The following is a 23,329-nucleotide window of genomic DNA, read 5'->3' as shown; positions in this document are numbered from 1 at the left end:
ACTGACATAGCTTTATCAAACCTGGTCAACAACTTGGCAATACCACATATTCAGCTAAAGCCGCCCGGCTGCCACTTGCCCAGATCAAGTTCAGCCAGTAGGCAAAGGCTTCGGAAAACTGTGTGCTGCGGCCAAAGTCACCATAGTATTGGCGTTGTTCGACCCAAAGGACTGGATCAGCTTTGGACGCCAGCGCGGTTTTCTGCAAACTCTCCCATTGGGGGTCGTTGGGGGCAATTTCAGAACCATCCTCACGGACACCCGCACACATCCGGCACCAGAACGCCGCGGCCAATGCGAGCCCGTTTGTGGATGACCCTGACGCAAGTGCATCGCGCAGGGATGGCAGTAAAAATCCGGGATGCCGTGCAGATCCGTCAAACGCCACCCGGCGCGTTGTATCGTGAATCGCGGTGTTGGCAAATCGCTTTGCAACGAGCCCAAGATATTCCGTCGATGTCGTTCCGGGGACAGCTCTCACATGCGGCAGGATTTCTTCAGCTTGAACTTTCTGGAAAAACGCCGCGATATCTGGGTCGTGCATACAGCCTGAAATCGTCGGTATATTCAGAATTTCCCCGAAATTTGCGAGCAACTGGTGGCCCCCGTTCAATATGCGAAGTTTCATAGCTTCATAGCTGTGAACATCGTGGGTCAGCGTTACCCCGACCTGTTCGAGGGGTGGACGCCCGGCGCAGAAATCGTCCTCGATCACCCATTGGCGAAAGTTCTCATGTGAAACTGGAGCACGATCGTCGAGGCCGAGCGCGAGGCATTGCGAGACGACATGGTCAGTCGTCGCGGGTACAATGCAATCCACCATTGAATTGGGGAACGCACTGTTTTCGTCAATCCAGTCAGCCAGATCCGGGTCGGACATACGCGCCAGGCCAACAACGCAGTTGCGCAGAATTGCGCCGTTTCCCTGAAGGTTGTCGCAGCTCAGCGTCGTAAATGGTTTGATACCACCGGCCCGGCGTTGCTTTAGCGCTGCAACTATGGCGCCAAAGGCCGTGCGGGGCTGGTTCGGGTTCTCCGCGTCATGGCGAATGTCTTCTTGATCAGTGTCCAAGATCCCGGAGTTGGCATCCAGATAATATCCGCCCTCGGTTACCGTCAGCGACACAATCCGTATGGAAGGATCAACCATCTGCCGTATCAGAGCAGCGTTGCCCGCCTCAATCGGCAGGTAATCAATCATCGGACCAATCACCTCGGCTGATATCCCATGCGGATCCAGTTCAATGAGCGTTGTCAGACAGTCCTGCGCAAGCAGTCTTTCTCGCATCTCGGCGTCATAACTTCGTACGCCAGCCCCGATGATTGCCCAGTCATGGGCCTGTCCATGCTGCAATAGCTGGTGAATATACCAAGCCTGGTGTGCGCGATGAAAATTGCCTAGTCCGATGTGTACTATGCCCGGACTCAGATCCGTTACCTGGTACGTCGGCACTTTGACAGTCGCTGGCAGGTTTGACAGGTTGTCACGCCGCAGCCGCACCGGAGGTTTTGCATTCGCCACAGGGTCCATCAGCTCATCCAGTTTCCGCCATCGACGTTGTAGGTTTGTGCGACGATGTACTTGGCCTCATCCGAGGCGAGAAATACCGCCATGCCGGTCAGGTCTTCTGCGCGCCCCATCCGGCCATAGGGAACGGCTGCTGCCACTTCGCGCTTCTTTTGGCCGGGGGGTTTGCCTTCATGTTTCGCGAAAAACGCATCAACGCCGTCCCAGTGTTCGCCGTCGACTACACCGGGGGCAATGGCATTTACGTTTATTCCATGAGAGATCAGGTTTAGGCCTGCCGATTGTGTCAGAGATATGATTGCCGCTTTGCTGGCGCAGTAGACCGCAACCAAAGGCTCGCCCCGCCGTCCGGCCTGCGACGCCATGTTAATGATCCGACCTCTTGTTCCCTGCGCGATCATGTGGCGGGCGACCGCTTGCATTGTGAAAAGCACGCCAGCGACGTTGATGTCAAAAACGCGGTTGTAGTCGGCACGCTCGATCTCAACGATTGGTGCGGCAGTGAAGATAGCAGCGTTGTTGATCAGAATGTCGATCGGGCCGAAACGGGCGGCTGTTTTCTCTACGGCCTCGTCGATGCTTTGCTGGTTGGTCACGTCCATTTTGATGGCGAATGCTGCCTCGCCAATCTCTGCGGCCGCATCCCGCGCGCGCTGGATGTCGATATCAGCTATCGCGACGCGTGCGCCCTCTGCCACATAGGCCTTGGCAAAGGCGAACCCGATGCCGCGCGCGGCCCCTGTGATCAGGGCGGTTTTGCCTGCCAGACGTGTCATTCGATCCGCAAGCCTTTCGCGTCAAATCGATGGATTACATCGACCCGCGGTGTCAGATGAATGCGGTCCCCGTGGCGGAAGTCGACCTCGCCATCGGCACGGACGGTAATCGTTTCTGCCAGACCGGTTTCGTGAATATGGAAGAACGTGTCAGATCCAAGGTGCTCCGAAACGCTGACGACTCCGGACCAGTCACCTTCGGTTTCCGAAACTGCGATGTGTTCAGGCCGGATTCCGATGGTGTGAGCCCCGTGTTTTGCTGCTTCTGGTCCTTCGATAAAGTTCATCTTTGGTGAGCCTATGAACCCGGCGACAAACAGGTTGCGCGGCGTCCGATAAAGCTCCAGCGGGCTGCCGACTTGCTCGATCACTCCGGCTTGAAGCACGACGATCTTGTCGGCCATGGTCATGGCTTCGACCTGATCGTGGGTCACGTAGATCATTGTGGTCGCCAGACGCTCATGCAATTCACTGATTTCCAGCCGCATGCCAACGCGCAGTGCGGCGTCGAGGTTCGACAGCGGTTCATCGAAAAGGAAGGCGGCAGGTTCGCGCACGATGGCGCGCCCAATGGCGACCCGCTGGCGCTGGCCACCGGACAACTGGCCAGGACGACGGTCAAGATAGTCTGTCAGGTTCAAAACGGCTGCCGCGCCTTCGACGCGTTTGTCGATTTCGGCCTGATCCAGCTTCGCCATGCGCAGAGGGAACGCGATGTTCTTGCGTACCGTCATATGCGGGTAAAGTGCGTAGGACTGGAACACCATCGCCAACCCACGTCTTGCGGGGGGTACGTCGGTGGCATCTGCCCCATCAATGTCGATAGAGCCCGAAGTGATATCCTCCAACCCTGCAATCAGGCGTAAAAGCGTGGACTTGCCGCAACCCGAAGGTCCAACAAAGACTGTGAACTCACCGTCCTCGATGGTCAGGTCCAGTGGAGGGATGACCTGTACGTCGCCGAAGCTTTTGGTCACGGACTTGAGCTGAATACGTCCCATGAGAAGTCTTCCTTATTTCACAGCGCCGAAGGTCAGGCCGCGGACAAGTTGTTTCTGGCTGAACCAGCCAAGGATCAGGATCGGCGCAATCGCCATGGTCGAGGCCGCGCTGAGCTTGGCAAAGAACAGGCCTTCTGGGCTGGAATAGCTGGCGATGAAGGCCGTTAGCGGTGCAGCATCCACGGCTGTCAAGTTGAGCGTCCAGAATGCTTCGTTCCAGGCCAGAATGAAGTTCAACAGCACGGTCGAGGCGATCCCGGGTATGGCCATGGGGGTGAGGACGTAGAGGATTTCCTCTTTCAACGTCGCCCCGTCCATCCGTGCGGCTTCCAGGATTTCACCGGGAATCTCGCGGAAATAGGTGTAGAGCATCCAGACGATGATCGGTAAGTTGATAAGCATCAGCACAACAACCAAGCCACCGCGCGTATCCAGCAGGCCCAGCCGAATGAACAACAGGTAAATCGGGTATAGAACACCGACCGCAGGTAGCATCTTGGTGGACAGCATCCACAGCAAGATGTCTTTGGTACGTTTGGATGGCACAAACGCCATCGCCCACGCGGCCGGAACGGCGACAATGACGCCTAGTATGGTTGATCCACCCGCGATGATAACTGAATTCCAAAGGAACCGCATGTAGTCCGAGCGTTCCTGCACGATGGCATAATTCTCAAGCGTCCAGTCGAAGTTCAGGAACAGGGGCGGACTGGCAATCGCCTGCGCCTCGGTCTTGAAACTGGTCAGAATGGTCCAGAGGATCGGAAAAAAGATCAGCAGACCAACGGCCCAAGCAAGGGCTGTGTTCAGCGATTTGCGGCGTGTTGTGACAGCGCGGGCCATATTCTTACCTCCTCACGCGTCCAGGTTCTTGCCGACGATGCGCATCAGGAAGATGGCGACAATATTGGCTAAGATGATTGCGTAGACACCTCCTGCGGATCCGAGGCCAACGTTCTGGCTTTCCAGCACGCGCTGGAAGATCAGGTAGGTGAGCGTACGGGTGCCGAACGCGCCGCCGGTGGTCACGAAGATCTCGGCGAAGATCGACAGCAGAAAGATCGTTTGGATCAGGATCACGATGGTGATCGCACGGCTCAGATGCGGCAGGATGATGTGGTAGAAGCGTTTCAGAGGCGGCGCGCCGTCCATTTCAGCCGCTTCCAGCTGTTCACTGTCCAACGACTGGATCGCGGTCAGCAGGATCAGCGTTGCGAAAGGCAGCCACTGCCACGAGACGATCATGATGATCGAGGTCATCGACGCCTCAGAAAGCCATGAAATCGGCTCAGCCCCGAAAAGGCGCCACAGATGGGCCAGCAGGCCGTTGACCGGGTCCATAAACATGTTTTTCCAGACCAGAGCAGATACCGTTGGCATGACAAAGAATGGGGCAATCACCAGGATGCGAACAACGCCTTGCCCCCACAGTGGTTGATCCAGCAGCATTGCCAGCAGCACGCCCAGAATGACCGTGATTACCAGAACCCCGCCAACGATCACCAGCGTCGCCTGAACTGCGGGCCAAAAGGAACTTGAGGAAACGAACCGGACGTAGTTGTCGAAGCCGACCCAGCCCAGATCACCTCCGCGCAGTGGCAGGTATTTCTTGAACGAAAAGTACAGCGTCATCGTCAGCGGCACGAGCATCCAGCCAAGCAGTAGGACCACTGCGGGTGCCATCATCAGGCGAGCAACGGATCGGGAATGTTGAGTTGCCATGACGCAAACCCTCTCTGTTCAGGCATAATTCAGCCTGCGAGAAAAACGCGAGTTGTGGAAGGGTTGAGCGGGGGGCAGATCGCTGCCCGCCCGCCGGGGAGGATGCCTCAGTAGCCTGCGGCTTCCATTTCTTCAGCGGTGAAAGCTTGCGCTTTGGCCAGCGCTTCATCCACCGTTTGCTGTCCGGCATAGACCGCCGAGAATTCCTGGCTCACCTGAGTGGCAATGCCTGCGAATTCGGGGATCGCGACGAACTGGATGCCGGTATAGGGCGTCGGCTGGGCGCAGCAGTTCTGCGGATCAGCCATCAGGATTGATTCCAGCGTCATCTTGGCGAAGGGGACTTCCTTGTAGTTCGGGTTCTCATACAGCGAGGTCCGCGCCCCCGGAGGTACATTGGCCCAACCTTCGTTTTCGGCCACCAGTTCGATGTACTCTTTCGAAGTAGCCCATTCGATGAACTGCTTCGCGGCATCCTCTTGTTGCGTACCGGCTGGGATCGCCAGTGCCCAGGCCCACAGCCAATTGGCGCGCTTGTCGACGCCTTCCGAGTTTGGCGCCAAGGCAAAGCCCACCTTGTCAGCCACGGTTGAATCGTCGGGGTTTGTCACAAATGACGCCGCAACGGTCGCGTCGATCCACATACCGCATTTGCCCTGTTGAAACAGCGACAGGTTTTCGTTGAAGCCGTTGGTGGCATAGCCCGCCGGACCGGATTCACTCATCATATCTACGAAGAAGGTCAGCGCCTCTTTCCATTCGGGCTGATCGAACTGGGGTTTCCAATCTTCGTCAAACCAGCGTGCGCCAAAGGAGTTTCCGGTTACGGTGATGAAGGCACCGCCCTCACCCCAGCCCGCCTTACCGCGCAGGCAGATGCCGTTGATGTCATTGTCGCGGTCTGTCATGGCCGCAGCGGCTTCGCGGACGAATTGCCAGGTCGGCGCCTCGGGCATTTCCAGACCTGCTGCCTCCATCAGGTCGGTACGATACATAATCATCGAGCTTTCGCCGTAGAACGGCGCGGCATACAGCGTGCCCTCGTGGCTAAGGCCACCCGCCATCGCGGGCAGGATGTCGTCCACGTCATATTCAGCCGACATGCCATCAAGCGGAACAAGCCAGCCGTTCGCGCCCCAGATCGGGGTTTCGTACATGCCGATGGTCATGATATCGAACTGACCGCCCTTGGTCGTGATGTCGGTGGTTACGCGCTGACGCAGCACGTTTTCCTCAAGTGTCACCCACTCGACATCAATCCCGGTCGCTTCGGTGAATTTGTCGGTATAGCCCTGCATCCGGATCATGTCGCCGTTGTTTACGGTGGCGATGGTGATGGATTGCGCGTGGGCTGCTGCCGTGGCGACGAAAGTCATTGCAGTCGCCGCACGAAGTGCGTGCTTCAGATACATCCCTGTCCTCCCTGAGCTTGGATGTCGTGCTGTTAGCCTAGGGTGTAAATTATCGCGCAGTCAATAAAAACTTTACGCGCGTTAAAAAAATGAGTTATGCGGAGTCCCTTAAAACGAGCCTTGCTGGGAACAGCGTCTCGGCTCGAGACCCAAATTTCCCACCATTTTCAATAAGTTCAAATAGGGTTTCGACACTTCGCCCGGCGACGTTGTCATAGTCATGCGCAGCCGTCGTCAACGAAGGGCATGTAAATTTTGCGAACGGATGATCGTCATTCGAGGCGACGCGCAGCGTACAATCTTCTTTCCGACCGACCCGAATCCCTTGTTCGAAACAGGCAGCAAGAAAGCCAATGGCAAGCCGGTCATTGCTGCACAGAACTGAATCCGTTCTCAGAGCACGCTCCTCCAGTACTTTCAGCGCGCCCTTGTGCCCGATCTCTTCAAACGCCCAACCTTTGCCGTCTACCTTGATGATGTGTGGCTCAAACCCCAGGCGCTCCATCACTTCAACATAGGCCTTCCTGCGTTTGTTGGCGTTCGGGTTCGCAGGCGTACGCATTTCAAAGAATGATGGGGGCTCGCCCGTCCGGGTCATGTATTCCACGGTCTGCGACACAAAGCTGAAATTGTCGGATCCGATGAATGCCGCCCCCAGACCCTCAATGTTGCTGTCAAACAAGACAGTCGGAACATTGGCACAGAATTTTTCTATCGCTGAGCGGTCCGAAATCCGGCCTAATGGGGCCAAAAGAACCCCTGCGGGCTTCATAGATTGCAAACCATCCAATATTTCACTTTCCAGCTTTTGTTCGCCATGAGAGCTGAACAAGGATGGGCGATACCCAGCAGCAATACAGCTTTGCTCCAGATAGCGCGCAATTTCGGCAAAGAACGGATCGGCCAGATAGGGAACCACGATGCCGATATTCTTGGTCAGCTTCCGGTTCTGGTTCACAGCATAGATGTTCGGACGGTAATCAAACCGTTCAAGAGCTTCTTCTATGCGGGCTTTTGTCGTTGGGCGGACGCTGTCGGGATCCTGGAAGTATTTAGACACCGTGGGTCGCGATATACCGCTGAGGGCTGCGAACTCTTCCATATTCTTTATCTTGGTCATACCAATCTGCCTGCCGATCATGGCTATCTTGCTCTTTTCGTACTTTTACATAATCTTTGCGCGCGTCAAGAAAATCAATGGCCCGAATGGTTCGGCATGTTTTTGGACAAGGAGCTTGAGTGTGTCTTGACCGCGGGAACATCACAGGCAACCGCAGGATACAACATCACCTCATTTTTCAGTACCGTTAGCATGCCGGCATCCAAGGAATTTGAGCGTCGTCTTTTTACAAAAGACCCGCGATTTCCGCGCTATACCAAGTGGTTTTCGACAAAAAGCCGATAGTCACTGCAGGCCTAAATTTACTTGCGGATTCATCGAAAAATTCGTTGATCTTGGCGCAGTCAGTCCAGCCTCAGCGTATCGCTGCCAATTCTGCACTATGGCGTTTTCCCGCTCTGACAGAAATGCATGATCGACATATTCATTTTCGTGATTGCCATCTTTATGCGTTGCGGTAACCTCCGTCAGGTCTGACGCATTCTGAAAAGTAGGGCCATACTGCCATTTCTAGTCTGAGAATATGGAGACGTCGCATGACATCCGGTTTAAAGATTCACGCGATCTTACTTGGCACTCTTTTTGCCGTTATGCCCGGATGCGGCAGCAATGCTCAGGATCGAGCAAACAAAGCAGAGGCTTTAGGACACAGTGAAGCGGCAGATGCAACGGCTACGCAAGTCGCCGCAGTAAATTCGAGCACCTATGCTGGCCGCATACAGGTCAAATTGGATTCAAGCATTTCTCTTCGCGACACCCCTGTTTCGATCCCTGTTTATGCCGGGCTTCAGGAAGCCGGTCCAACACGGCTGCGCCTTAGGGCACTTGTGGACCTTCGCGATTTGCAATTGAAGGCACCGGACATCCTGACAGGGCCGCTGGAAGAAAGCTGCAACCGTCAGATATACTTGGAGGTCAGAGACATTGCTGCCCAAGGTGACAATGTGCGGGTCGAAGGGGCGACACGCGCGCAGTTTTCAAGATGTAACCGCAATGAAGAACCGGGGCTAAGATATTTTGGAGTAACCGTAGATGTGGTGGCTGTTGGCAAGGCAGAAGTAAGAGACCAATGCCTGTATTTCACACTTGATGGACTCGATCTCGATCCTCGTGGGCTCATCGGAGGTGCCGCTAACATCTTTGGCATTACAAACCGTATCAAAACTGCCGTCCTGGAAAAAGCTGGGGAGGTATTGGCCGCGAACCCCATATGCCCTCCATTACCTGAAAGCTTCTCGGTGCTTGATCCTAATTATGAAAGCGGCGGGACACGCGAAATTGAGCCCGGTGGAATGGGAGGCGCCGTAGTTGGCTCAGTCGATGTAAGTGCAGAAACTCTTGTAAAGCTGCTTGCCGGGTTGCAGGAACGCGGATTGCTGGAGTTTGCAGAATGAAACTCTGGGTTTTTGTGATAAGTCTGACGATTTGTTGTCTTGCTGCACGCACGTCCGGAGCAGAACAGGTTGACTTCGTTTTCGATGACATTCTTGAGGCGGGTGATCTGGAACTGCCTTACAAACTCAACTTGGGTCTGAGCGCCACGGCACCTACCCGCGTCGGGGTAAATGCGCTGCTGGATCTGAGGGAAGTGCAAAAGATCATCCCTGAGCGGTTGGCGGATAATGCGCTTGTCGACGGCTGTGGAATGCAAGTGACGCTTAATGACCTCTCTATCCTTGCCGATGAGGACACCATCGCGCTTGACAGCCTTTTGGGGATAACGCGATTCGACTGCGGCCGCATAAGCAGGCAGGATTTTAGACGCGGCGATGAGTTGGGAAGCTTCTCGGCGCAATTATCCACCGTCGTGTCTGTCGAATTGCGCGACAACTGTGCCTACTTGAAGTTACCCGATCTGACCTTGAGCGGTCCGGAGTCAACCAAAGACAGGTTGTTGCAGGAGAATACTTTGTCGGAAGTGAAAAACTTGCTTCTCGCAGCGATAGATCTCGTCTTGAGTGAAACACCCCTTTGCCCGGAATTGCCGGCCGAACTTGCCTCTCTCGATCCCATCTATGAGAAGGGCGGTCCGCTAGAAATCGGCGATGGTGGCCTCGGCGTTTTGCTAAGCGGCTCTATTGATGTCGCCCCTTCAACGATCATCGATATGTTGCTGGTACTGCAGCGAGAAAAAGTCATACCTGCGCCACCATGAAAGCTCTAGCTGGCGCAAATTGGCAATACGGCACCAACCAGAATACAAACCGTTTTCTTCGTAGTCCTCTCCGAAACGCGCGAAGGTCCTTCACCTTACCCGCACGGAGCGTGTTTTCGATCTTTGCAAGTCCGGCATCTGCAACAGAGCCGCCGAAACACATTGCTGCTAATTTTGCACAATGGCGTTTTCCCACTCTGACAGAAATGCTCGTTTCTTGAGTTGATCTAAGTAAACCAAAAGGCCGGGGCCGATCCGGATGCGGTTAAGGGCGACTTCGATCTGGTTCAGGTTGAGCGCCGGGTGGGTCAAAAGCTTAAACTCACTGCCGTGCGATCGTATCATTAAGTGATCCACGAACAGGCCTGCCAATTCAGCGGACTGGCTGTTGCGCGGGATCATTGCTGTTCGCAGCATGACAGAGGTGAAATCAGAGGGCAGAATGATCGCGAAATCATCGCGGTCTTCGCGGTTGAACGCATAGCTTGCCAGAACATTGTAGGCGATAAGCAATTCGCCGGTCTTCACCGCTTCGATCATATCAGAAGAACAGCAATATAACTGCGCGTCGAGCGCGCCCATCACCTCGGTCAGGCGCCAGTACGTCTCAGACGCGCGGGTGTCCTGGGTGGCAAATAAATAGCCCAGGCCGGACTGCCGCACGTCATAGGTGCCGACCCGGCCGCGGAAAACGTCTGGATGTTGCCTCAGCAGGTTGATGAGATCATGGCGGTCGCGTGGAATGGGCAGATTCCCCAGCCCGGATTTGGAAACCACGATCGCAGCGGGTTCCTGGGTGAAGGCAAACAGCATGTCGTTCCAGACGGCCCAATCCGGAAGCGCATCGATTGATCTGATCTCGTATCGTTGAACCCAGCCATCATTGGCCAGCTTCGTCTGCAGATCCATTGCGCTGGAAATTGCGATGTCGAACGCCGCGCCTTCTTCGACAATTGCCTTTTGCAACTCGGTCGAGCTGACGACGGTATAGTCGATGGCCGTACCCGGCTGCGCCGCGATGAAAGATGCGATCATAGGCTCGAAAAACCGGATATCGGCGGTAGAGACGATTTTGAGCACCGTTTGGCTATCGCTTGGGCCGAAGCGCGCGAAATCTTCGGTCTCGAAGGCACTGGCCCATCCGGCTGTGAAGATCAGGACAATGGAAAGAGCAAACTGACGCATGCGCCGCCTCCGGTGTTGTTGCCGATCTGCATTTTGCCGCCATGAGCTTCGACAACCTCTTTCACGATAGTTAAGCCAAGCCCGGACCCAACGATATTCTGCGCGTTTGCGCCACGCGAGAAACGTTCAGTGAGGTGATCCAGCTCCGCTTCGGGAAAACCGAGCCCCGTATCGGTAATGGAAATACTGGCGGCCCCTGCCCGTCGGGTGAGGCTGACGGTAATTTGCGCCCCCGAAGGCGCATATTTCACCGCGTTATCGAGAAGGTTATGAAGCGCGTTTTGCAGTAGGATCGGGTCTCCGTCGATTGTGATGTCCTCAGTGCCTGTCGCGTCGATGTCGATGTCCTTCAGGTCGGACACAGGGCGCAGGCGTTCAACGGTGTCATGAACCATGCGCAGCAGGCTGACTTCCTCGCGCAGCAAGTGATCCAGACGGAAGGTCACCATTGCATGGTCCAAAAGCTGACCAGCCGTTCGCGAACTGTCATCGATTGCGTGGATCATCTCTTTGAGCGCAGCGCGGGTTTCGGGGTCATCCGATTTACGCTGAACAATTTCGGCTTTGGTGCGTACAACCGCCAGCGGGGTACGGACGCGATGGGCCGCTTCGGCTATGAAATCCTCGGACCGCATGAGGGATTGTTGCAATCGGCGCATAAAAGAATTCAGTGAGGTGACCAATGGAACCATCTCGGTCGGGACCGGCGCGGCGACGGGGCGCAAGTCCTTGGGCCCCCTACGCGAAACCGAAGCTGTCAACCGGTCCAGCGGGCGGATCGTGCTTCGGGCGACTATGGTGGCCAACAGGACCGAGATTGCAAAGAACCCCGCTCCGATCCCCATGGATGTTCTCGAAATCCTGGCCAGTGCTTGTTTTTGTCCTGACAGCGTTTGCGCGACCGATACTTGAAGAAAGCTCTGACCAATGTCGGTCGACACGCGACGCTGGACCGAGGCAATCCGGACTTCTTCGCCGAGGAACTCAGCCGACAGAAAGGCTGGCCCGCCGCCAGGCGTGCTTTCTGGGCTGGGTAAGTTCTGGTAACCGCTCAGGAATTCATCTTCCAGTTGAATGGCATAGAAAACGCGTTCATCCGAGATGCTGTCAAGCATCGACAGCGCAGAATAGGGAAGGTCGACATTTATCTGCCCGCCGCTAAAGCGGGCGCTGTCAAGGATCGAAAGCGCCGACGCGGCCAGCACATTGTCCTGGCTTTCCTGTGCGACCTGCCGCGCCACGGATTGCACCATGAAATACACCACCACAGCCAATACCGCTGCGCTGACCAACAAAGACAGCAAGAGCCTGCGGCGAATAGAGCCATGGGCAACCGGCGTGCTCATTCAGTTTCCAGCTTGTACCCGAGCCCGCGGATCGTGGTGATCCTTACGTTCGATTTTTGCAAGTGCCGTCTGAGCCGACCAACATAGACTTCGATCGCGTTTTCCGAGACCTCTTCGTCATACGAAAACAGCCGGTCAACCAAGGACGCTTTCGAAAACACCTGCCCGGGCGCGTTTGCGAGCACTTCGAAAAGACGCAACTCTCGGGTGCGCAACTGCACATCCTCATCGGGGAATTTCAGTGTGCCCGAAAGCGAATCGAATTGCAGGTCGCCTAATGGCAACAGGTTCCGTGCTGCGCCACCGCGGCGTCGGAGCACGGCTCTGCAACGGGCCTCCAACTCGGAAAAATCAATTGGCTTGACCATGTAATCGTCGGCGCCAAGGTCCAAAAGACCGACCCGGTCTGCGACTTCAGACCGTGCCGTTAACACGATCACCGGGGTTTGCGATTCCTGCAGTCTATGCCGCGACAGAAAACTGCGGCCATCCCCATCGGGAAGCATAATATCCAGTAAAATCAGGTCGTAACCTGTTGTCGCAACAAAATCATTGGCTGTTTCCAGATCGGCGGCATGATCGACGACGTGACCGTCCAGCACGAGCCGGTCAACCACCGCCCCGGCCAGTTGTGCGTTGTCTTCGATCAATAAGAACCTCATTGCTCCCTTTTTACTCCATTTGCCACTTTTTTGACCCGTGTCAGCTTTGTGTCAGCTTCGCCCGTCAGCTTTCTGAGTCATGAGCGGTATGAGCCGCCAATGTCAAATGGGAGGACTAACACATGACATTCTCATTAGGCCGTCGTGCCATTCTTGCTGCCGCAGCGGCCTTTGCCATCACCGGGCCAGCGGCAGCCGAGCCGGTGGTCGACAGCATCCACTTTCTGATCCCCGGCGGCGCTGGTGGCGGCTGGGACGGGACGGCCCGTGGAACAGGCGAAGCCCTGACCGGCGCTGGTCTGGTCGGCACCGCTTCTTACGAAAACATGTCCGGCGGAGGTGGCGGTAAGGCCATTGGCTATCTCATCGAGAACGCGGACAGCCAGCATGGCACGCTGATGGTCAACTCGACCCCTATCGTGATCCGCTCTCTGACTGGTGTGTTTCCACACAACTTCCGTGACCTGACACTGGTTTCGGGCACCATCGGCGACTACGCCGCAATCGTTGTAAACAAGGATAGCCCGATCAACTCGATGAGCGACCTGCTTGCGGCCTTTGACGCCGACCCTTCGGGTACGGCAATTGGTGGTGGTTCGGTTCCGGGTGGTATGGATCACCTGGTGGCCGCCATGACGATGGAAGCCGCCGGGAAGGATGCGCTGGCCCTGAAATACATCCCCTACGATGCGGGCGGCAAAGCGATGGCCGCGCTGCTTTCGGGCGAGATCAAGGCCCTGTCCACCGGATTTTCCGAAGCCGTGGCCCTGGCAGAAGCTGGTGAAGTCAAGATCATTGGTGTGACCTCGGACGAGCGCGTTGAGGCCTATGCCGACGCCCCGACCATGAAAGAACAGGGTATCGACACAACTTTCGTCAACTGGCGTGGGTTCTTTGCCGCACCGGGCCTGCCCGCAGAAAAGCTGGCCGCCTATCAGGAGGTCATCGCCAAAATGTATGACACTCCCGAATGGGAAACCGTTCGTGCCCGCAACGGTTGGGTCAATATCCACAACTCGGGTGACGACTTTCAAACATTTCTGGAAGGTCAGGAACAGGTCATCGGCGACCTGATGAAGAAACTGGGCTTTCTCTAAAGCATAGTCACGCAACGCAGCCGGCCCATCACGGGGCCGGTTGTTTCTTATCCGAGGGAGGGGAAAGATGGCACTGGATCGCTGGGTCGCATTCGTCATTCTGTGCGCAGCCATGGCCTATGGCTACGCTGCATTTTTCACAATGGACGCGCTGTTGCCACCGTTTATGCAGCGCAATCCAATCTGGCCGAGCACCTTCCCCAAGGTTCTGGCTGTCCTGACCATTATCACGTGTCTGTTCATCCTTCTGGGGCTGGAAAAGTCCGAGGATGACGGCAAGGAACCGGACATTGATTATCGCCGTCTGGGTGATTATCACCTATCGCAGGCTTTGGGACTTCTGGCGCTGATGGTGGGTTATGCACTGGTTTTGCGCCCAGCAGGATTCCTGAGTGCAACCTTCCTTTTCCTTGTGATCGGGTCCGTCACCCTGGGTGAGCGTAAATTCATCGTCTTGTTGCCCGTCGCCGCCTTCGCCAGCTTTGTTGTCTGGTACCTCGTCGACGAGGTGCTGGGTATCTACTTGCACCCTTGGCCGTTTTTCCTGTGAGGAGCTGAACGATGCTTGAAGGACTCCTCATCGGTCTGAGCGCCGCATTTTCTATTCAAAACCTGCTTATGGTGGTCGCCGGTTGTCTGATCGGCACATTCATCGGCATGCTGCCGGGTCTCGGTCCGATGTCGATCATCGCGATCATGATCCCTGTCGCGATTACAATCGGTGATCCCTCTGCCGCAATAATCCTATTGGCCGGAGTTTATTATGGGGCCATCTTCGGTGGATCGACCTCGTCGATCCTTCTCAACGCCCCCGGCGTTGCAGGTACGGTAGCTTCCAGCTTCGATGGCTATCCGATGGCCCGAAAAGGGCAGGCTGGAAAGGCCCTGACCATCGCCGCGATCGCGTCATTTGCAGGCGGCTCGATCGGGGCGCTGCTGTTGATGGTCTTTGCGCCGATGCTGTCGACCGTGGCGTTGCTGTTCCATTCGGCCGAATACTTTGCGCTGATGGTCGTGGGCCTATCGGCCATCGCCGCATTCGCCGGAACTGGAAACGTGGCCAAGGCAGTATTGATGACCCTTGTGGGGCTGATCATGGCCACGGTAGGCGAAGGCGCGCTATTCAACATGCCGCGCTTCACTATGGGTCTGATGGACCTGCAGTCCGGTTTGAGCTTTATCACCTTGGCGATGGCCATGTTCGCGCTTCCCGAGGCACTTTTTCTGGTCCTAAACCCCGCCCGAAGCGCGCAAGGGTCCAGCGGCAAAATCGAAAACCTGCGTATCAGCCGCGAAGAGGGCCGCAAGATTGCCCCTGTCATCGGGCGCCAGTCAATTCAGGGCTTTTTCATCGGGGTATTACCCGGCGCAGGCGCCACAATTGCCTCGTTTTTGGGCTATGCAGTTGAGCGCAACATCGCCAGCAAGGAAGAGCAGGAAGAGTTCGGCAAGGGTTCGATCAAAGGGCTGGCCGCGCCGGAAACTGCCAATAACGCCGCCTGTACCGGCTCGTTCGTGCCGCTGCTGACGCTGGGTATCCCCGGTTCTGGCACCACGGCGATCCTGTTGGGTGCGTTGATCGCTCTGAATGTCACACCCGGCCCGCGCCTGATGATCGATAACCCTCAAATCTTCTGGGCCGTGATCATCTCAATGTATATCGGGAACCTCGTGCTGTTGATCCTAAACTTGCCGTTGATCCCCTACATCGCCAAAGTCCTGGCCATCCCGCGCAACTACCTGATCCCATTCATTCTGTTCTTCACCTTGATGGGGAGCTATATCGGCCAGAACAACGCGACCGAACTGCTGATACTGGTGGGCATGGGGATCGGTGCCACGGTTCTGAAATTCGCGGATTACCCTCTGGCACCCTTGTTGATTGGATTCATCCTTGGCGGAATGCTGGAAGACAACTTTGCCCGCTCCATGCAGCTCTATGACGGGATCGGGTTCATCTTCAACCGCCCTATGACCCTGGGTCTGCTGGTGATCGCGGTGCTGCTGGTTGTCATTCCCAGCTATCGCGCGCGCCGCGCCAAAGCGCGCAAGGAAGGCGTTGCCGAAGGCGATTGATGCCAAAACCGGAGACGCGCCACTTGTTTGTCAGCTCTTTGACGGAGGGGAAAGATGACCCAACCATTGCGTGGTACGCGGATTTTAGACCTGACCAATGTGCTGGCTGGCCCATATTGCTGTTATCACCTGGCCCTCATGGGGGCCGAGGTCATCAAGGTTGAGCGACCCGGCACCGGCGATCTGGCGCGGGTGCTGGGCGCAGACCCTGTGCGCAACAAGGCCGGGATGGGGATCAGCTTTCTGGCACAGAACGCCGGTAAGAAATCCATTACGCTGGACATGAAGTCTGACCGCGGCAAGGTGCTGTTCAAACAATTGCTGAAAACCGCCGACGTGCTGGTCGAAAACTTTCGGCCTGGCGTGATGGAGCGGTTGGGATTGGGATATGAAAAGCTACGTACCGAGAACCCCAACCTGATCTACGCCGCCATCAGCGGTTTCGGGCAAAACGGACCACGCAAGGACGACCCGGCCTATGACCAGATCGTACAGGGTATCAGCGGTGTAATGTCAATTACCGGCACGGATGACACTGCGCCGAACCGTGTTGGCTACCCCCTGGCTGACACAGTGGGTGGGCTGACAGCGGCTTTTGCCATTGCGTCGGCCCTTAACGCCAAGCCGCGTGGCACTTTCCTGGATATCTCAATGACCGAGGCGGTGATCTCCACGATGGGGTGGGTAGTATCGAACTTTCTGATCGGGGGCGTAATTCCGGCTGCCCATGGCAATGAAAACACCACTTCGGCCCCCTCTGGCACTTTTGCCACCGCAGACAACCCCATCAACATCGCCGCCAATCGGGATGAACAATGGCAGGCATTGGCGCGATATTTGGGGCGCGACGATCTGCTGTCGCACCCTGACTACACAACGCGCGAAGACCGCAAGCGTAACCGGCACCGCCTGCGGGCCGAGTTGGAAGATGTCCTGCGCACCCGTCCTGCTGCTGAGTGGGTGCCAGAGTTGAATGCCATCAGCGTACCCGCCGGCCCGGTGCTCAGCGTGGCGGATGCTTTGGCGGATGAACAACTGGCGGGTCGTGGATTGGTTGGTGCGTTGCAAGTGGCGGGTGAGGAATTATGCCTGACAGGCAGCCCGGTTGTGGCCAATGGGTTCCGGCCCATGCCGCAAACGCCGCCGCCTGAACTGGGGGCCGACAACAACGCGATCTGGGCCGAGCTTGGACTGACCGAGCGCGAGATCAAAACACTTGAAGATGAGGGTATACTATGAGCGACGTTTCCGACTGGTGGCGTACTGCCATCATCGACATGGAGCCAGGTAAGATCCACCTGCGTGGCCACCCGATTCAAGACCTGATCGGAAACGTGACTTTTCCAGAAATGATCTGGTTGATGGTGCGCGGCGACCGTCCCACATCGGCACAAGCCCGATTGTTCGAGGCGGCTTTGGTATCGGCAGTTGATCACGGCCCCCAAGCTCCTTCCATTGCCGCCGCGCGTATGGCTGTCACCTGTGGGCTGCCTCTTAACAACGCCATGGCCAGTGCTGTGAACATGCTTGGCGATGTGCATGGCGGGGCAGGCGAACAGGCCGTTGAATTGTACCACCACATCCAAGCGCACGCGGATGGCATCGACGCAGCGTTGGAAGACTGGATTGAGCAGCGTGGCAAAATCATCCCCGGTTTTGGGCACAGGTTCCACACGCCGACCGATCCGCGCGCGCCGCGCCTGATGGAGTTGGTACGCGAGGCTATTGGAAACGGAGCCTGCGAAGGTAACTATCTGCGCATTGCACAGGACGTTGAGGCCGCTCTTTCAAAGCGCAAAGCCCGCCCGATCCCGATGAATATCGACGGTGCAACTGCGGTTATCTATGCAGAGCTTGGGTTTGCACCACCCCTTGCACGAGGGTTGTTCTGCCTGTCGCGTTCGGTTGGTATTCTGGCCCATGCGTGGGAACAGTGTCAGGAAGGCGGACGCAACAAAGGGCCAACGCCGCCCGGGTATCGTTGGACCTATATCGGCGACTAGGCTTTGCTTGTCGAAGGCAGGGAAATCGCAATTTAGTGTCTTGAACCGCCTTTGAGCAGCTGAATTTAAAGGTCTTGTTGCATAGTTTTGAGCAAGCCAAACGTTCTCAGCTTTGTTTCCTGGGTTAGTTGGCCAGCTCAGCGAATTGCTTGAAAGGACAGAGTCCGGGTATGAGCAGGTCCTTGCAGATCATACGTGCCACTTCGATCCTGTCGCCGCCGCGACGTCTTCGTCTGTCATACCAGACCGGTACAATTCCAGGAAAGCGTCGTTGGGATGCTTCTGTTTAAATCTGGTGGTCGGTGGCATCGATTAATTCATCATCCGTCAGCTACACGCGTCACCGGTTTCCTCCTCAGATCATCGCGCACATGGTGTGGCTCTATGTTCGCTTCAATTCGAGCCTGCGGGCATCTACACAGATGCAGTTGGTCAGCGGGAAATCGCCTCGGGTCTGGATCATCGGTCGCACGAAGGCCCCAGTAACCGGGTTGAAAACAGCCATCTTTCCTTCCGAAAGCGGGAACGGACCATGCAGGGCCATCGGTCTACAGGAGGTTTGCAGAGGCTTGTTTCCACCCATTCAGCCATTCAGAGTTACTTTTATGTGCCCGCGCGTCGCCGCTCAGCCGTAACAATCCGATATCACCGCCTCACGGCATGTGACGTCTGGAATGCGGCCAGTCAAACCGCTTGAAATCCGAGCATCCACATTCCTTGAAGCGTCGGAATTAAACGCGACCACACCACAAAAGGATCACCGTACTTCATAGCAATTGCCCCTGTCGCATGCGAGTATAGCTGATCGAGATGTGAGCCCGATGTATCAGTGCTGCGGCTTGCGTGTCGTCAATCTCGCGCAATGGTTCGGTGTTGGTGAGTTTCAGAAGCGTAAGGAAGAAGTCCAGTTTGAGCTGTACAAATGCGCGAGGCTCGGGCGCGTCTTTCAAAGCCTTTGATCTGACAGACATGGCCCGGAATTCTACCATGAAAGCAGTGTCAGGCACTCGTGGTGAAAGAATGCCGGTCAGTTCCGCAAGTTTCATACGTAGTAGATAGGTCTGTTCCAAATCATCGATCTCGGAATCGGTTACGAAGGTGCCGACCCCTTGCACTGATATCAGTAACCCCTCGCCTTGAAGGCGCACCAGTACGCGCCTGAGTGGCGTGCGGGATACGTCGAACTCTGCGGCCTGCTCCGTTTCCGTCCGGCGCGTTCAAGGGGCCTAGTCCGGCAGGCAAATCCGGTTGTGGATTTCATGGTGCATGCGCTCGAACCGGTCGCGCGCCTTGAAATCGGAGTTGATTGGTTTGGGAATGTTCACAATGTCAGTCCTTGGATTGCCGCACAATATAGACCCCTGCGAGACAGAGAACAAAGCCGAAGGCGATGCGCCAGGTGACGGGCTCTCTCAGGATTAACCAGGCCAGAGCGTATCGCCAGCACGGTCAACGGTTCGATATAATGCAAATACAGCTCGGCAAAGCTTTAACCGCCCGCCCAGATCAGCACAGACAGAACCGGCACGCCCGTCCCGCACATTGAGGTCGCGCGCGACGAGGTCATCGGCTAAATTAGTTTCGCGGACAGCCGTCCGAGCATGTCGAGGCACTGGGCCATCTGATCTTCGGAGACGTATTCATCCGGTTTATGTGCCTGCTCGATTGAGCCAGGGCCGCAGACAACAACACTCATGCCCAAATCCTGGAAGATGCCCGCCTCGGTGCCGAAAGGCACCACATCGGTTCCGTTGGCACCGGTTAGTTCCATCACCAGATCTCGGGCCTTGTTGTCATCCATAGGTTCCAGTCCGTCGACCTCACCGATCACCTCGGTCTCGATAGCTGCATCGGGATGGACGGCCTGCATGGCCGGGATCAGTTTGTGGGCGCAGAACTTGTGCAGCTCGTCCTTGACGTAATCCGCATCGCTCTTCTGCACGGGCCTCATTTCCCATTCCACACGCGCCTTGCCGGGGATCACGTTATGGGCAACTCCGCCCACCAGCGCGCCGGTGTTTATCGTGGTCCAGGGCGGCTCGAACCGCGAATTGGCCGGTGCCCGCTGTTGCAAATCCATCTTCAATTCCAGCAGTTTCGAGACATAGCGCACCGCATATTCCACCGCGTTCACACCGCGGTCGGGGCCAGAGCCATGCCCCTCAAGCCCGATGAAATGAGTGGTGTATTCATAACAGCCCTTGTGCCCTTCGATGATCCGCATTGAGGTGGGCTCACCGATGATCGCCACGGCGGGATTGATGTCCTTCTCGCGCAGCGTGTCGGCCAGCGCACGGGCACCGAAGCAGCCGACTTCCTCGTCATAGGTAAAAGCGAAATGCACCGGGCGCTGCAGATCAAGCTGCGCGTAATTTGGGGCCATGGCCACGGCAGCAGCGATAAAGCCTTTCATATCGCAGGTGCCGCGCCCGTACCACTTGCCGCCGCGCTCCTCCATCTTGAACGGGTCAGAGGACCAGTCCTGATCAGTAACTGGCACAACATCGGAATGGCCCGACAGCACGATACCGCCATCGCGCTTTGGTCCCAGCGTGGCAAAAAGATTGGCTTTGGTACCCGTCTCGTTATGCCAGATCTCAACCTCAACCCCACAGGCGGATAGCCGATCCGCGAGGTGTTTGATCATGTCAAGATTGCTGTCTGACGACACAGTAGGAAAGCTGATCAGCTCCCCCAGCAGGATCTTGGTATCTTCAAGGACGCTCAAGGCTTAGTCCTTTACAAAGAGCTTACGCTCGACATTGCATAGGGCTTCGGCGGGACCGTTTTCGGTGATAAGAATAGTTTCTGTTGTTTCCAGCCCCCAGCTAGCCATCCACAGCGCCGGCATGAAATGGAACACCATCCCCGGTTGAAGAATGGTCTTGTCTTCGGTGCGGATCGATGCTGTCCGCTCGCCCCAATCCGGCGGATAGCTCAGGCCGATCGGATACCCCATGCGCCCCTCGCGTTCGATACCGTGGCGGGCAAGAACATCCAGAAAGGCGTTCGCGATATCGCTGGTCCGGTTGCCAGCCCGTGCGGCTTCCAAACCTGCCGAGATCCCTTCGATCTGTGCCTGTTCGGCGTCCCGCATTTCCTGTGGCGGAGTGCCGAGATATACAGTGCGGCAAAGCGGAGCGTGATAGCGTCGATAGCATCCCGAAAGCTCGAAAAACGTTGCCTCGCCTTCCTTCATCGGCGCGCCATTCCATGTCAGGTGAGCGGCTGTGGCATCCAGCCCCGAGGGTGTCAAAGGGACTATGGCCGGGTAATCACCCCAATCATCCCCGACCCCGGTAATTCCGGCATGGAAAATATCTGCAACAAGATCATTCTTACGCACTCCCGGCGCGGCGCGATCAATGGCCGTTTGGACAATTTTTTCAGATATCCGGGCCGCCTTGCGAATAAAGGCAATCTCTTCATCAGACTTGATCAGACGCTGCCAGTTTACCAATGCCGTCGCATCCACCAGCGTTGCGTCGGGCAATTCCTTACCCAATACGTCATGAGCTTTTGCAGAATAGTAATAGTTCTCCATCTCAACCCCTATCCGGGCCGCGTCCAACCCGAGCGCGCGGATGTGGCCAGCCAAGTCCTGCATGGGATGGCGAATGGTTGATTGAACGTAGTGGTCCGCGTAGCCGCGGATATTGTCCTTGGACATCCAGCATGTGCGTAACCCGCCCGAGGCATCCATATGGCGTCCCCACCAGATCGGCTCGCCTTCCATGCCCAGAATCACACCTTGATGCACATAAAAGGACCAGCCGTCATACCCGGTCAGCCAGGCCTGGTTTGAGGGATCGGTAACAAACAGCACGTCGATACCCGCCGCAGCCATCGCCTTGCGGGTCTTGGCGATCCGGCGGTCATATTCCGCTTTGCTGAAAGGGGCGTGTTCAATGGGCATGATATCCTCGAAAGTTGGAGCTGGTAAAACACCTGTTTTGGTCCCATTCACCAGCGTGCATACAAACAAGTACTTTTCGAACTCAGACGCACGATTGTTCGCAAGTTTGCCCATGTCAAACTGCAAAACACTTATATGGTTTCACATTCTTGCAGATGATATGAATTTTTTCACATGATGTTGTGCACAAATGTGAAACCACTGAATGGGTCTGCGCGAACCTCTGATCACAGACGCATCGGGCTGAAGGGGCTTATAACACGCACAGATGCCACAATGTGATTACCGCACGGGATGCCGCTGCAATCATCCCGTCGCGCAAAAAATGCCAAACTTTGGAAGTCAACCACGGCAGGAGCTATCGCGCGAAACGAGGCTGTGCGGGCCGCAAAATACCAGGTCCGTATTGCCGTGCTCAACCGATATACCAACCTTGGCACACCAGTCGCAGAGACCGTGGGTTAAGTCCCTCCATGAAATCGGGAGTACACTCACAATCTGGCTTGTGTAACAAACCCAACCCGAGGTGTGCGGACTGCTTTACACCACGAATTCCATTAAAACTTAGGACTAGAAAATCCGTTTCACCGTCCGAATCTGCGGTCACTCGCCAAGCGATGAGGCGGTGGCTTGGAGTGCGTCCCTTGGGTATTCACATCAAGTCTGGCCGCCTTTCAGGCGGTGCTGGAAACAGTGTTGGCGACCAAACTGGGGATTGGCAGCTAGATGACCTGCATTGTGACGCGCCAAGTCAAATCCGACCCCCGAATCTCTCTGGCCGGGCGGCCGTGTCCGGTAGTTGTCAAAAATCGTCTGAGCAGTCTGCAAGCCTGATGAAAATTAGTCCGTTCGGTCTGTCTGAGGCTTTTTATCAGTCCGCCTTCAGTCTGCGTGTTCGGGTAATCCTGCACCCAGTTAAAGTGGTCTGCCGCTGATGGGGCCACCGGTGCAAAGGGTGAATGACATGATGCAATCAGACGATTTCGGTTTCGGTACACAGATCCGCAAATCCCCTTATTTTGACGCGACCGTCCGCTGGGGCGCCAAGGGGTTCTCGGTGTACAATCACATGTACATCCCGCGCGATTTCGGCGATCCAGAGCAGAACTTCTGGAACCTCGTGAATGACGCGATCCTGTGCGACGTTGCGGTCGAGCGCCAGGTGGAGATCACCGGCCCGGATGCGGCAAAATTCGTGCAGATGCTGACCCCGCGCGACCTGTCGAAGATGGCGATTGGCCAGTGCAAATACATCCTGATCACCAATGCCGAAGGCGGCATCCTGAACGATCCGATCCTGCTGCGCCTTGCGGAAAATCATTTCTGGATC

At 56.2% G+C, this 23,329-nt stretch carries 19 protein-coding genes and 4 pseudogenes; 10 read left to right on the top strand and 13 right to left on the bottom strand.

Annotation, left to right across the window (positions count from 1 at the left end; genetic code table 11):
• Positions 1-25: 25 nt before the first annotated feature.
• The 7 genes from LCM21_RS06295 to LCM21_RS06265 all read right to left on the bottom strand — a co-directional run bounded on the left by LCM21_RS06295 (position 26) and on the right by LCM21_RS06265 (position 7,559).
• Positions 26-1,531, bottom strand: coding sequence for a mannitol dehydrogenase family protein (locus LCM21_RS06295; RefSeq protein WP_224889832.1), 1,506 nt, complete (start codon positions 1,529-1,531; stop codon positions 26-28).
• Positions 1,531-2,304, bottom strand: coding sequence for an L-iditol 2-dehydrogenase (locus LCM21_RS06290; protein WP_224889831.1), 774 nt, complete (start codon positions 2,302-2,304; stop codon positions 1,531-1,533). The genes LCM21_RS06295 and LCM21_RS06290 overlap by 1 nt, the downstream gene beginning before the upstream one ends.
• On the bottom strand, positions 2,301-3,305 hold the full coding sequence (locus tag LCM21_RS06285; RefSeq protein WP_224889830.1) for an ABC transporter ATP-binding protein: 1,005 nt from the start codon (positions 3,303-3,305) through the stop codon (positions 2,301-2,303). The genes LCM21_RS06290 and LCM21_RS06285 overlap by 4 nt, the downstream gene beginning before the upstream one ends.
• 12 nt (positions 3,306-3,317) lie before the next feature.
• The gene (locus LCM21_RS06280) at positions 3,318-4,148 is read right to left on the bottom strand and encodes a carbohydrate ABC transporter permease (RefSeq protein WP_224889829.1); all 831 of its coding nucleotides are present in this window, start codon (positions 4,146-4,148) and stop codon (positions 3,318-3,320) included.
• Between the two features lie 12 nt (positions 4,149-4,160).
• Entirely contained in the window at positions 4,161-5,027 is an 867-nt protein-coding gene (locus LCM21_RS06275) for a carbohydrate ABC transporter permease (protein ID WP_224889828.1), read from the bottom strand.
• 107 nt (positions 5,028-5,134) lie between these two features.
• Positions 5,135-6,439, bottom strand: a complete 1,305-nt coding sequence (locus LCM21_RS06270) for an ABC transporter substrate-binding protein (protein WP_224889827.1) — start codon at positions 6,437-6,439, stop codon at positions 5,135-5,137.
• Between the two features lie 94 nt (positions 6,440-6,533).
• Positions 6,534-7,559: a LacI family DNA-binding transcriptional regulator gene (locus tag LCM21_RS06265; protein WP_224889826.1), complete on the bottom strand. Its 1,026-nt coding sequence runs from the start codon at positions 7,557-7,559 to the stop codon at positions 6,534-6,536.
• A gap of 536 nt (positions 7,560-8,095) precedes the next feature.
• Here LCM21_RS06265 and LCM21_RS06260 point away from each other — a divergent pair.
• Positions 8,096-8,953 carry a hypothetical protein gene (locus LCM21_RS06260; RefSeq protein ID WP_224889825.1) on the top strand — a complete coding sequence of 286 codons (858 nt, stop codon included), beginning with the start codon at positions 8,096-8,098 and terminating at the stop codon, positions 8,951-8,953.
• Positions 8,950-9,714, top strand: coding sequence for a hypothetical protein (locus LCM21_RS06255; RefSeq protein ID WP_224889824.1), 765 nt, complete (start codon positions 8,950-8,952; stop codon positions 9,712-9,714). Before LCM21_RS06260 ends, LCM21_RS06255 begins: the two co-directional genes overlap by 4 nt.
• A gap of 168 nt (positions 9,715-9,882) precedes the next feature.
• Here LCM21_RS06255 and LCM21_RS06250 read toward each other — a convergent pair whose 3' ends face one another.
• The 3 genes from LCM21_RS06250 to LCM21_RS06240 are packed head-to-tail and all read right to left on the bottom strand — an operon-like array spanning position 9,883 to position 12,907.
• Positions 9,883-10,899 (bottom strand): ABC transporter substrate-binding protein, encoded by a 1,017-nt coding sequence (locus LCM21_RS06250; RefSeq protein ID WP_224889823.1) that lies wholly within the window; start codon positions 10,897-10,899, stop codon positions 9,883-9,885.
• Positions 10,869-12,245, bottom strand: a complete 1,377-nt coding sequence (locus LCM21_RS06245; RefSeq protein WP_224889822.1) for a sensor histidine kinase — start codon at positions 12,243-12,245, stop codon at positions 10,869-10,871. Before LCM21_RS06245 ends, LCM21_RS06250 begins: the two co-directional genes overlap by 31 nt.
• Entirely contained in the window at positions 12,242-12,907 is a 666-nt protein-coding gene (locus LCM21_RS06240; protein WP_224889821.1) for a response regulator transcription factor, read from the bottom strand. Before LCM21_RS06240 ends, LCM21_RS06245 begins: the two co-directional genes overlap by 4 nt.
• A gap of 122 nt (positions 12,908-13,029) precedes the next feature.
• Here LCM21_RS06240 and LCM21_RS06235 point away from each other — a divergent pair, with 122 nt between their 5' ends.
• The 6 genes and pseudogenes from LCM21_RS06235 to LCM21_RS20835 form a co-directional block, all read left to right on the top strand.
• A complete protein-coding gene (locus LCM21_RS06235) occupies positions 13,030-14,004 on the top strand; it encodes a tripartite tricarboxylate transporter substrate binding protein (protein WP_224889820.1) in 975 nt (324 codons plus the stop codon).
• Between the two features lie 67 nt (positions 14,005-14,071).
• Entirely contained in the window at positions 14,072-14,554 is a 483-nt protein-coding gene (locus LCM21_RS06230; protein WP_224889819.1) for a tripartite tricarboxylate transporter TctB family protein, read from the top strand.
• Positions 14,555-14,565: 11 nt separating this feature from the next.
• Positions 14,566-16,080, top strand: coding sequence for a tripartite tricarboxylate transporter permease (locus LCM21_RS06225; RefSeq protein ID WP_224889818.1), 1,515 nt, complete (start codon positions 14,566-14,568; stop codon positions 16,078-16,080).
• Between the two features lie 54 nt (positions 16,081-16,134).
• Positions 16,135-17,319, top strand: a complete 1,185-nt coding sequence (locus LCM21_RS06220) for a CaiB/BaiF CoA transferase family protein (protein ID WP_224889817.1) — start codon at positions 16,135-16,137, stop codon at positions 17,317-17,319.
• Positions 17,316-18,083, top strand: a complete 768-nt coding sequence (locus LCM21_RS06215; RefSeq protein WP_224889816.1) for a citryl-CoA lyase — start codon at positions 17,316-17,318, stop codon at positions 18,081-18,083. Before LCM21_RS06220 ends, LCM21_RS06215 begins: the two co-directional genes overlap by 4 nt.
• A gap of 397 nt (positions 18,084-18,480) precedes the next feature.
• A pseudogene (locus tag LCM21_RS20835) lies at positions 18,481-18,780 on the top strand (IS6 family transposase); the annotation flags it as partial.
• A 70-nt stretch (positions 18,781-18,850) separates the two neighbouring features.
• Here the strand turns inward: LCM21_RS20835 and LCM21_RS06210 are convergent.
• The 3 genes and pseudogenes from LCM21_RS06210 to LCM21_RS06200 form a co-directional block, all read right to left on the bottom strand.
• Positions 18,851-19,276: pseudogene (locus LCM21_RS06210) on the bottom strand (GntR family transcriptional regulator); the annotation flags it as partial.
• A 377-nt stretch (positions 19,277-19,653) separates the two neighbouring features.
• Positions 19,654-20,811 carry an acetylornithine deacetylase gene (argE, locus tag LCM21_RS06205; RefSeq protein WP_224889815.1) on the bottom strand — a complete coding sequence of 386 codons (1,158 nt, stop codon included), beginning with the start codon at positions 20,809-20,811 and terminating at the stop codon, positions 19,654-19,656.
• A 3-nt stretch (positions 20,812-20,814) separates the two neighbouring features.
• Positions 20,815-21,999: a M24 family metallopeptidase gene (locus LCM21_RS06200; RefSeq protein WP_224889814.1), complete on the bottom strand. Its 1,185-nt coding sequence runs from the start codon at positions 21,997-21,999 to the stop codon at positions 20,815-20,817.
• Positions 22,000-22,241: 242 nt separating this feature from the next.
• Between LCM21_RS06200 and LCM21_RS06195 the strand changes: the two are divergent.
• Together LCM21_RS06195 and LCM21_RS06190 are read left to right on the top strand one after the other, a co-directional pair.
• A pseudogene (locus LCM21_RS06195) lies at positions 22,242-22,464 on the top strand (IS5/IS1182 family transposase); the annotation flags it as partial.
• Positions 22,465-22,963: 499 nt separating this feature from the next.
• A pseudogene (locus LCM21_RS06190) lies at positions 22,964-23,329 on the top strand (glycine cleavage system protein T); the annotation flags it as partial.

It is taken from the genome of Ruegeria profundi, from assembly GCF_020171505.1.
Taxonomy (GTDB): Bacteria; Pseudomonadota; Alphaproteobacteria; order Rhodobacterales; family Rhodobacteraceae; genus Ruegeria; species Ruegeria profundi.
This window is presented reverse-complemented; position numbering and strand designations above follow the sequence as displayed.

What these genes read in the sequence shown, in the direction of transcription:
- LCM21_RS06295 (WP_224889832.1), bottom strand. Translation starts at nt 1,531, where the DNA reads ATGGACCCTGTGGCGAATGCAAAACCTCCGGTGCGGCTGCGGCGTGAC.
- LCM21_RS06290 (WP_224889831.1), bottom strand. Translation starts at nt 2,304, where the DNA reads ATGACACGTCTGGCAGGCAAAACCGCCCTGATCACAGGGGCCGCGCGC.
- LCM21_RS06285 (WP_224889830.1), bottom strand. Translation starts at nt 3,305, where the DNA reads ATGGGACGTATTCAGCTCAAGTCCGTGACCAAAAGCTTCGGCGACGTA.
- LCM21_RS06280 (WP_224889829.1), bottom strand. Translation starts at nt 4,148, where the DNA reads ATGGCCCGCGCTGTCACAACACGCCGCAAATCGCTGAACACAGCCCTT.
- LCM21_RS06275 (WP_224889828.1), bottom strand. Translation starts at nt 5,027, where the DNA reads ATGGCAACTCAACATTCCCGATCCGTTGCTCGCCTGATGATGGCACCC.
- LCM21_RS06270 (WP_224889827.1), bottom strand. Translation starts at nt 6,439, where the DNA reads ATGTATCTGAAGCACGCACTTCGTGCGGCGACTGCAATGACTTTCGTC.
- LCM21_RS06265 (WP_224889826.1), bottom strand. Translation starts at nt 7,559, where the DNA reads ATGACCAAGATAAAGAATATGGAAGAGTTCGCAGCCCTCAGCGGTATA.
- LCM21_RS06260 (WP_224889825.1), top strand. Translation starts at nt 8,096, where the DNA reads ATGACATCCGGTTTAAAGATTCACGCGATCTTACTTGGCACTCTTTTT.
- LCM21_RS06255 (WP_224889824.1), top strand. Translation starts at nt 8,950, where the DNA reads ATGAAACTCTGGGTTTTTGTGATAAGTCTGACGATTTGTTGTCTTGCT.
- LCM21_RS06250 (WP_224889823.1), bottom strand. Translation starts at nt 10,899, where the DNA reads ATGCGTCAGTTTGCTCTTTCCATTGTCCTGATCTTCACAGCCGGATGG.
- LCM21_RS06245 (WP_224889822.1), bottom strand. Translation starts at nt 12,245, where the DNA reads ATGAGCACGCCGGTTGCCCATGGCTCTATTCGCCGCAGGCTCTTGCTG.
- LCM21_RS06240 (WP_224889821.1), bottom strand. Translation starts at nt 12,907, where the DNA reads ATGAGGTTCTTATTGATCGAAGACAACGCACAACTGGCCGGGGCGGTG.
- LCM21_RS06235 (WP_224889820.1), top strand. Translation starts at nt 13,030, where the DNA reads ATGACATTCTCATTAGGCCGTCGTGCCATTCTTGCTGCCGCAGCGGCC.
- LCM21_RS06230 (WP_224889819.1), top strand. Translation starts at nt 14,072, where the DNA reads ATGGCACTGGATCGCTGGGTCGCATTCGTCATTCTGTGCGCAGCCATG.
- LCM21_RS06225 (WP_224889818.1), top strand. Translation starts at nt 14,566, where the DNA reads ATGCTTGAAGGACTCCTCATCGGTCTGAGCGCCGCATTTTCTATTCAA.
- LCM21_RS06220 (WP_224889817.1), top strand. Translation starts at nt 16,135, where the DNA reads ATGACCCAACCATTGCGTGGTACGCGGATTTTAGACCTGACCAATGTG.
- LCM21_RS06215 (WP_224889816.1), top strand. Translation starts at nt 17,316, where the DNA reads ATGAGCGACGTTTCCGACTGGTGGCGTACTGCCATCATCGACATGGAG.
- LCM21_RS06200 (WP_224889814.1), bottom strand. Translation starts at nt 21,999, where the DNA reads ATGCCCATTGAACACGCCCCTTTCAGCAAAGCGGAATATGACCGCCGG.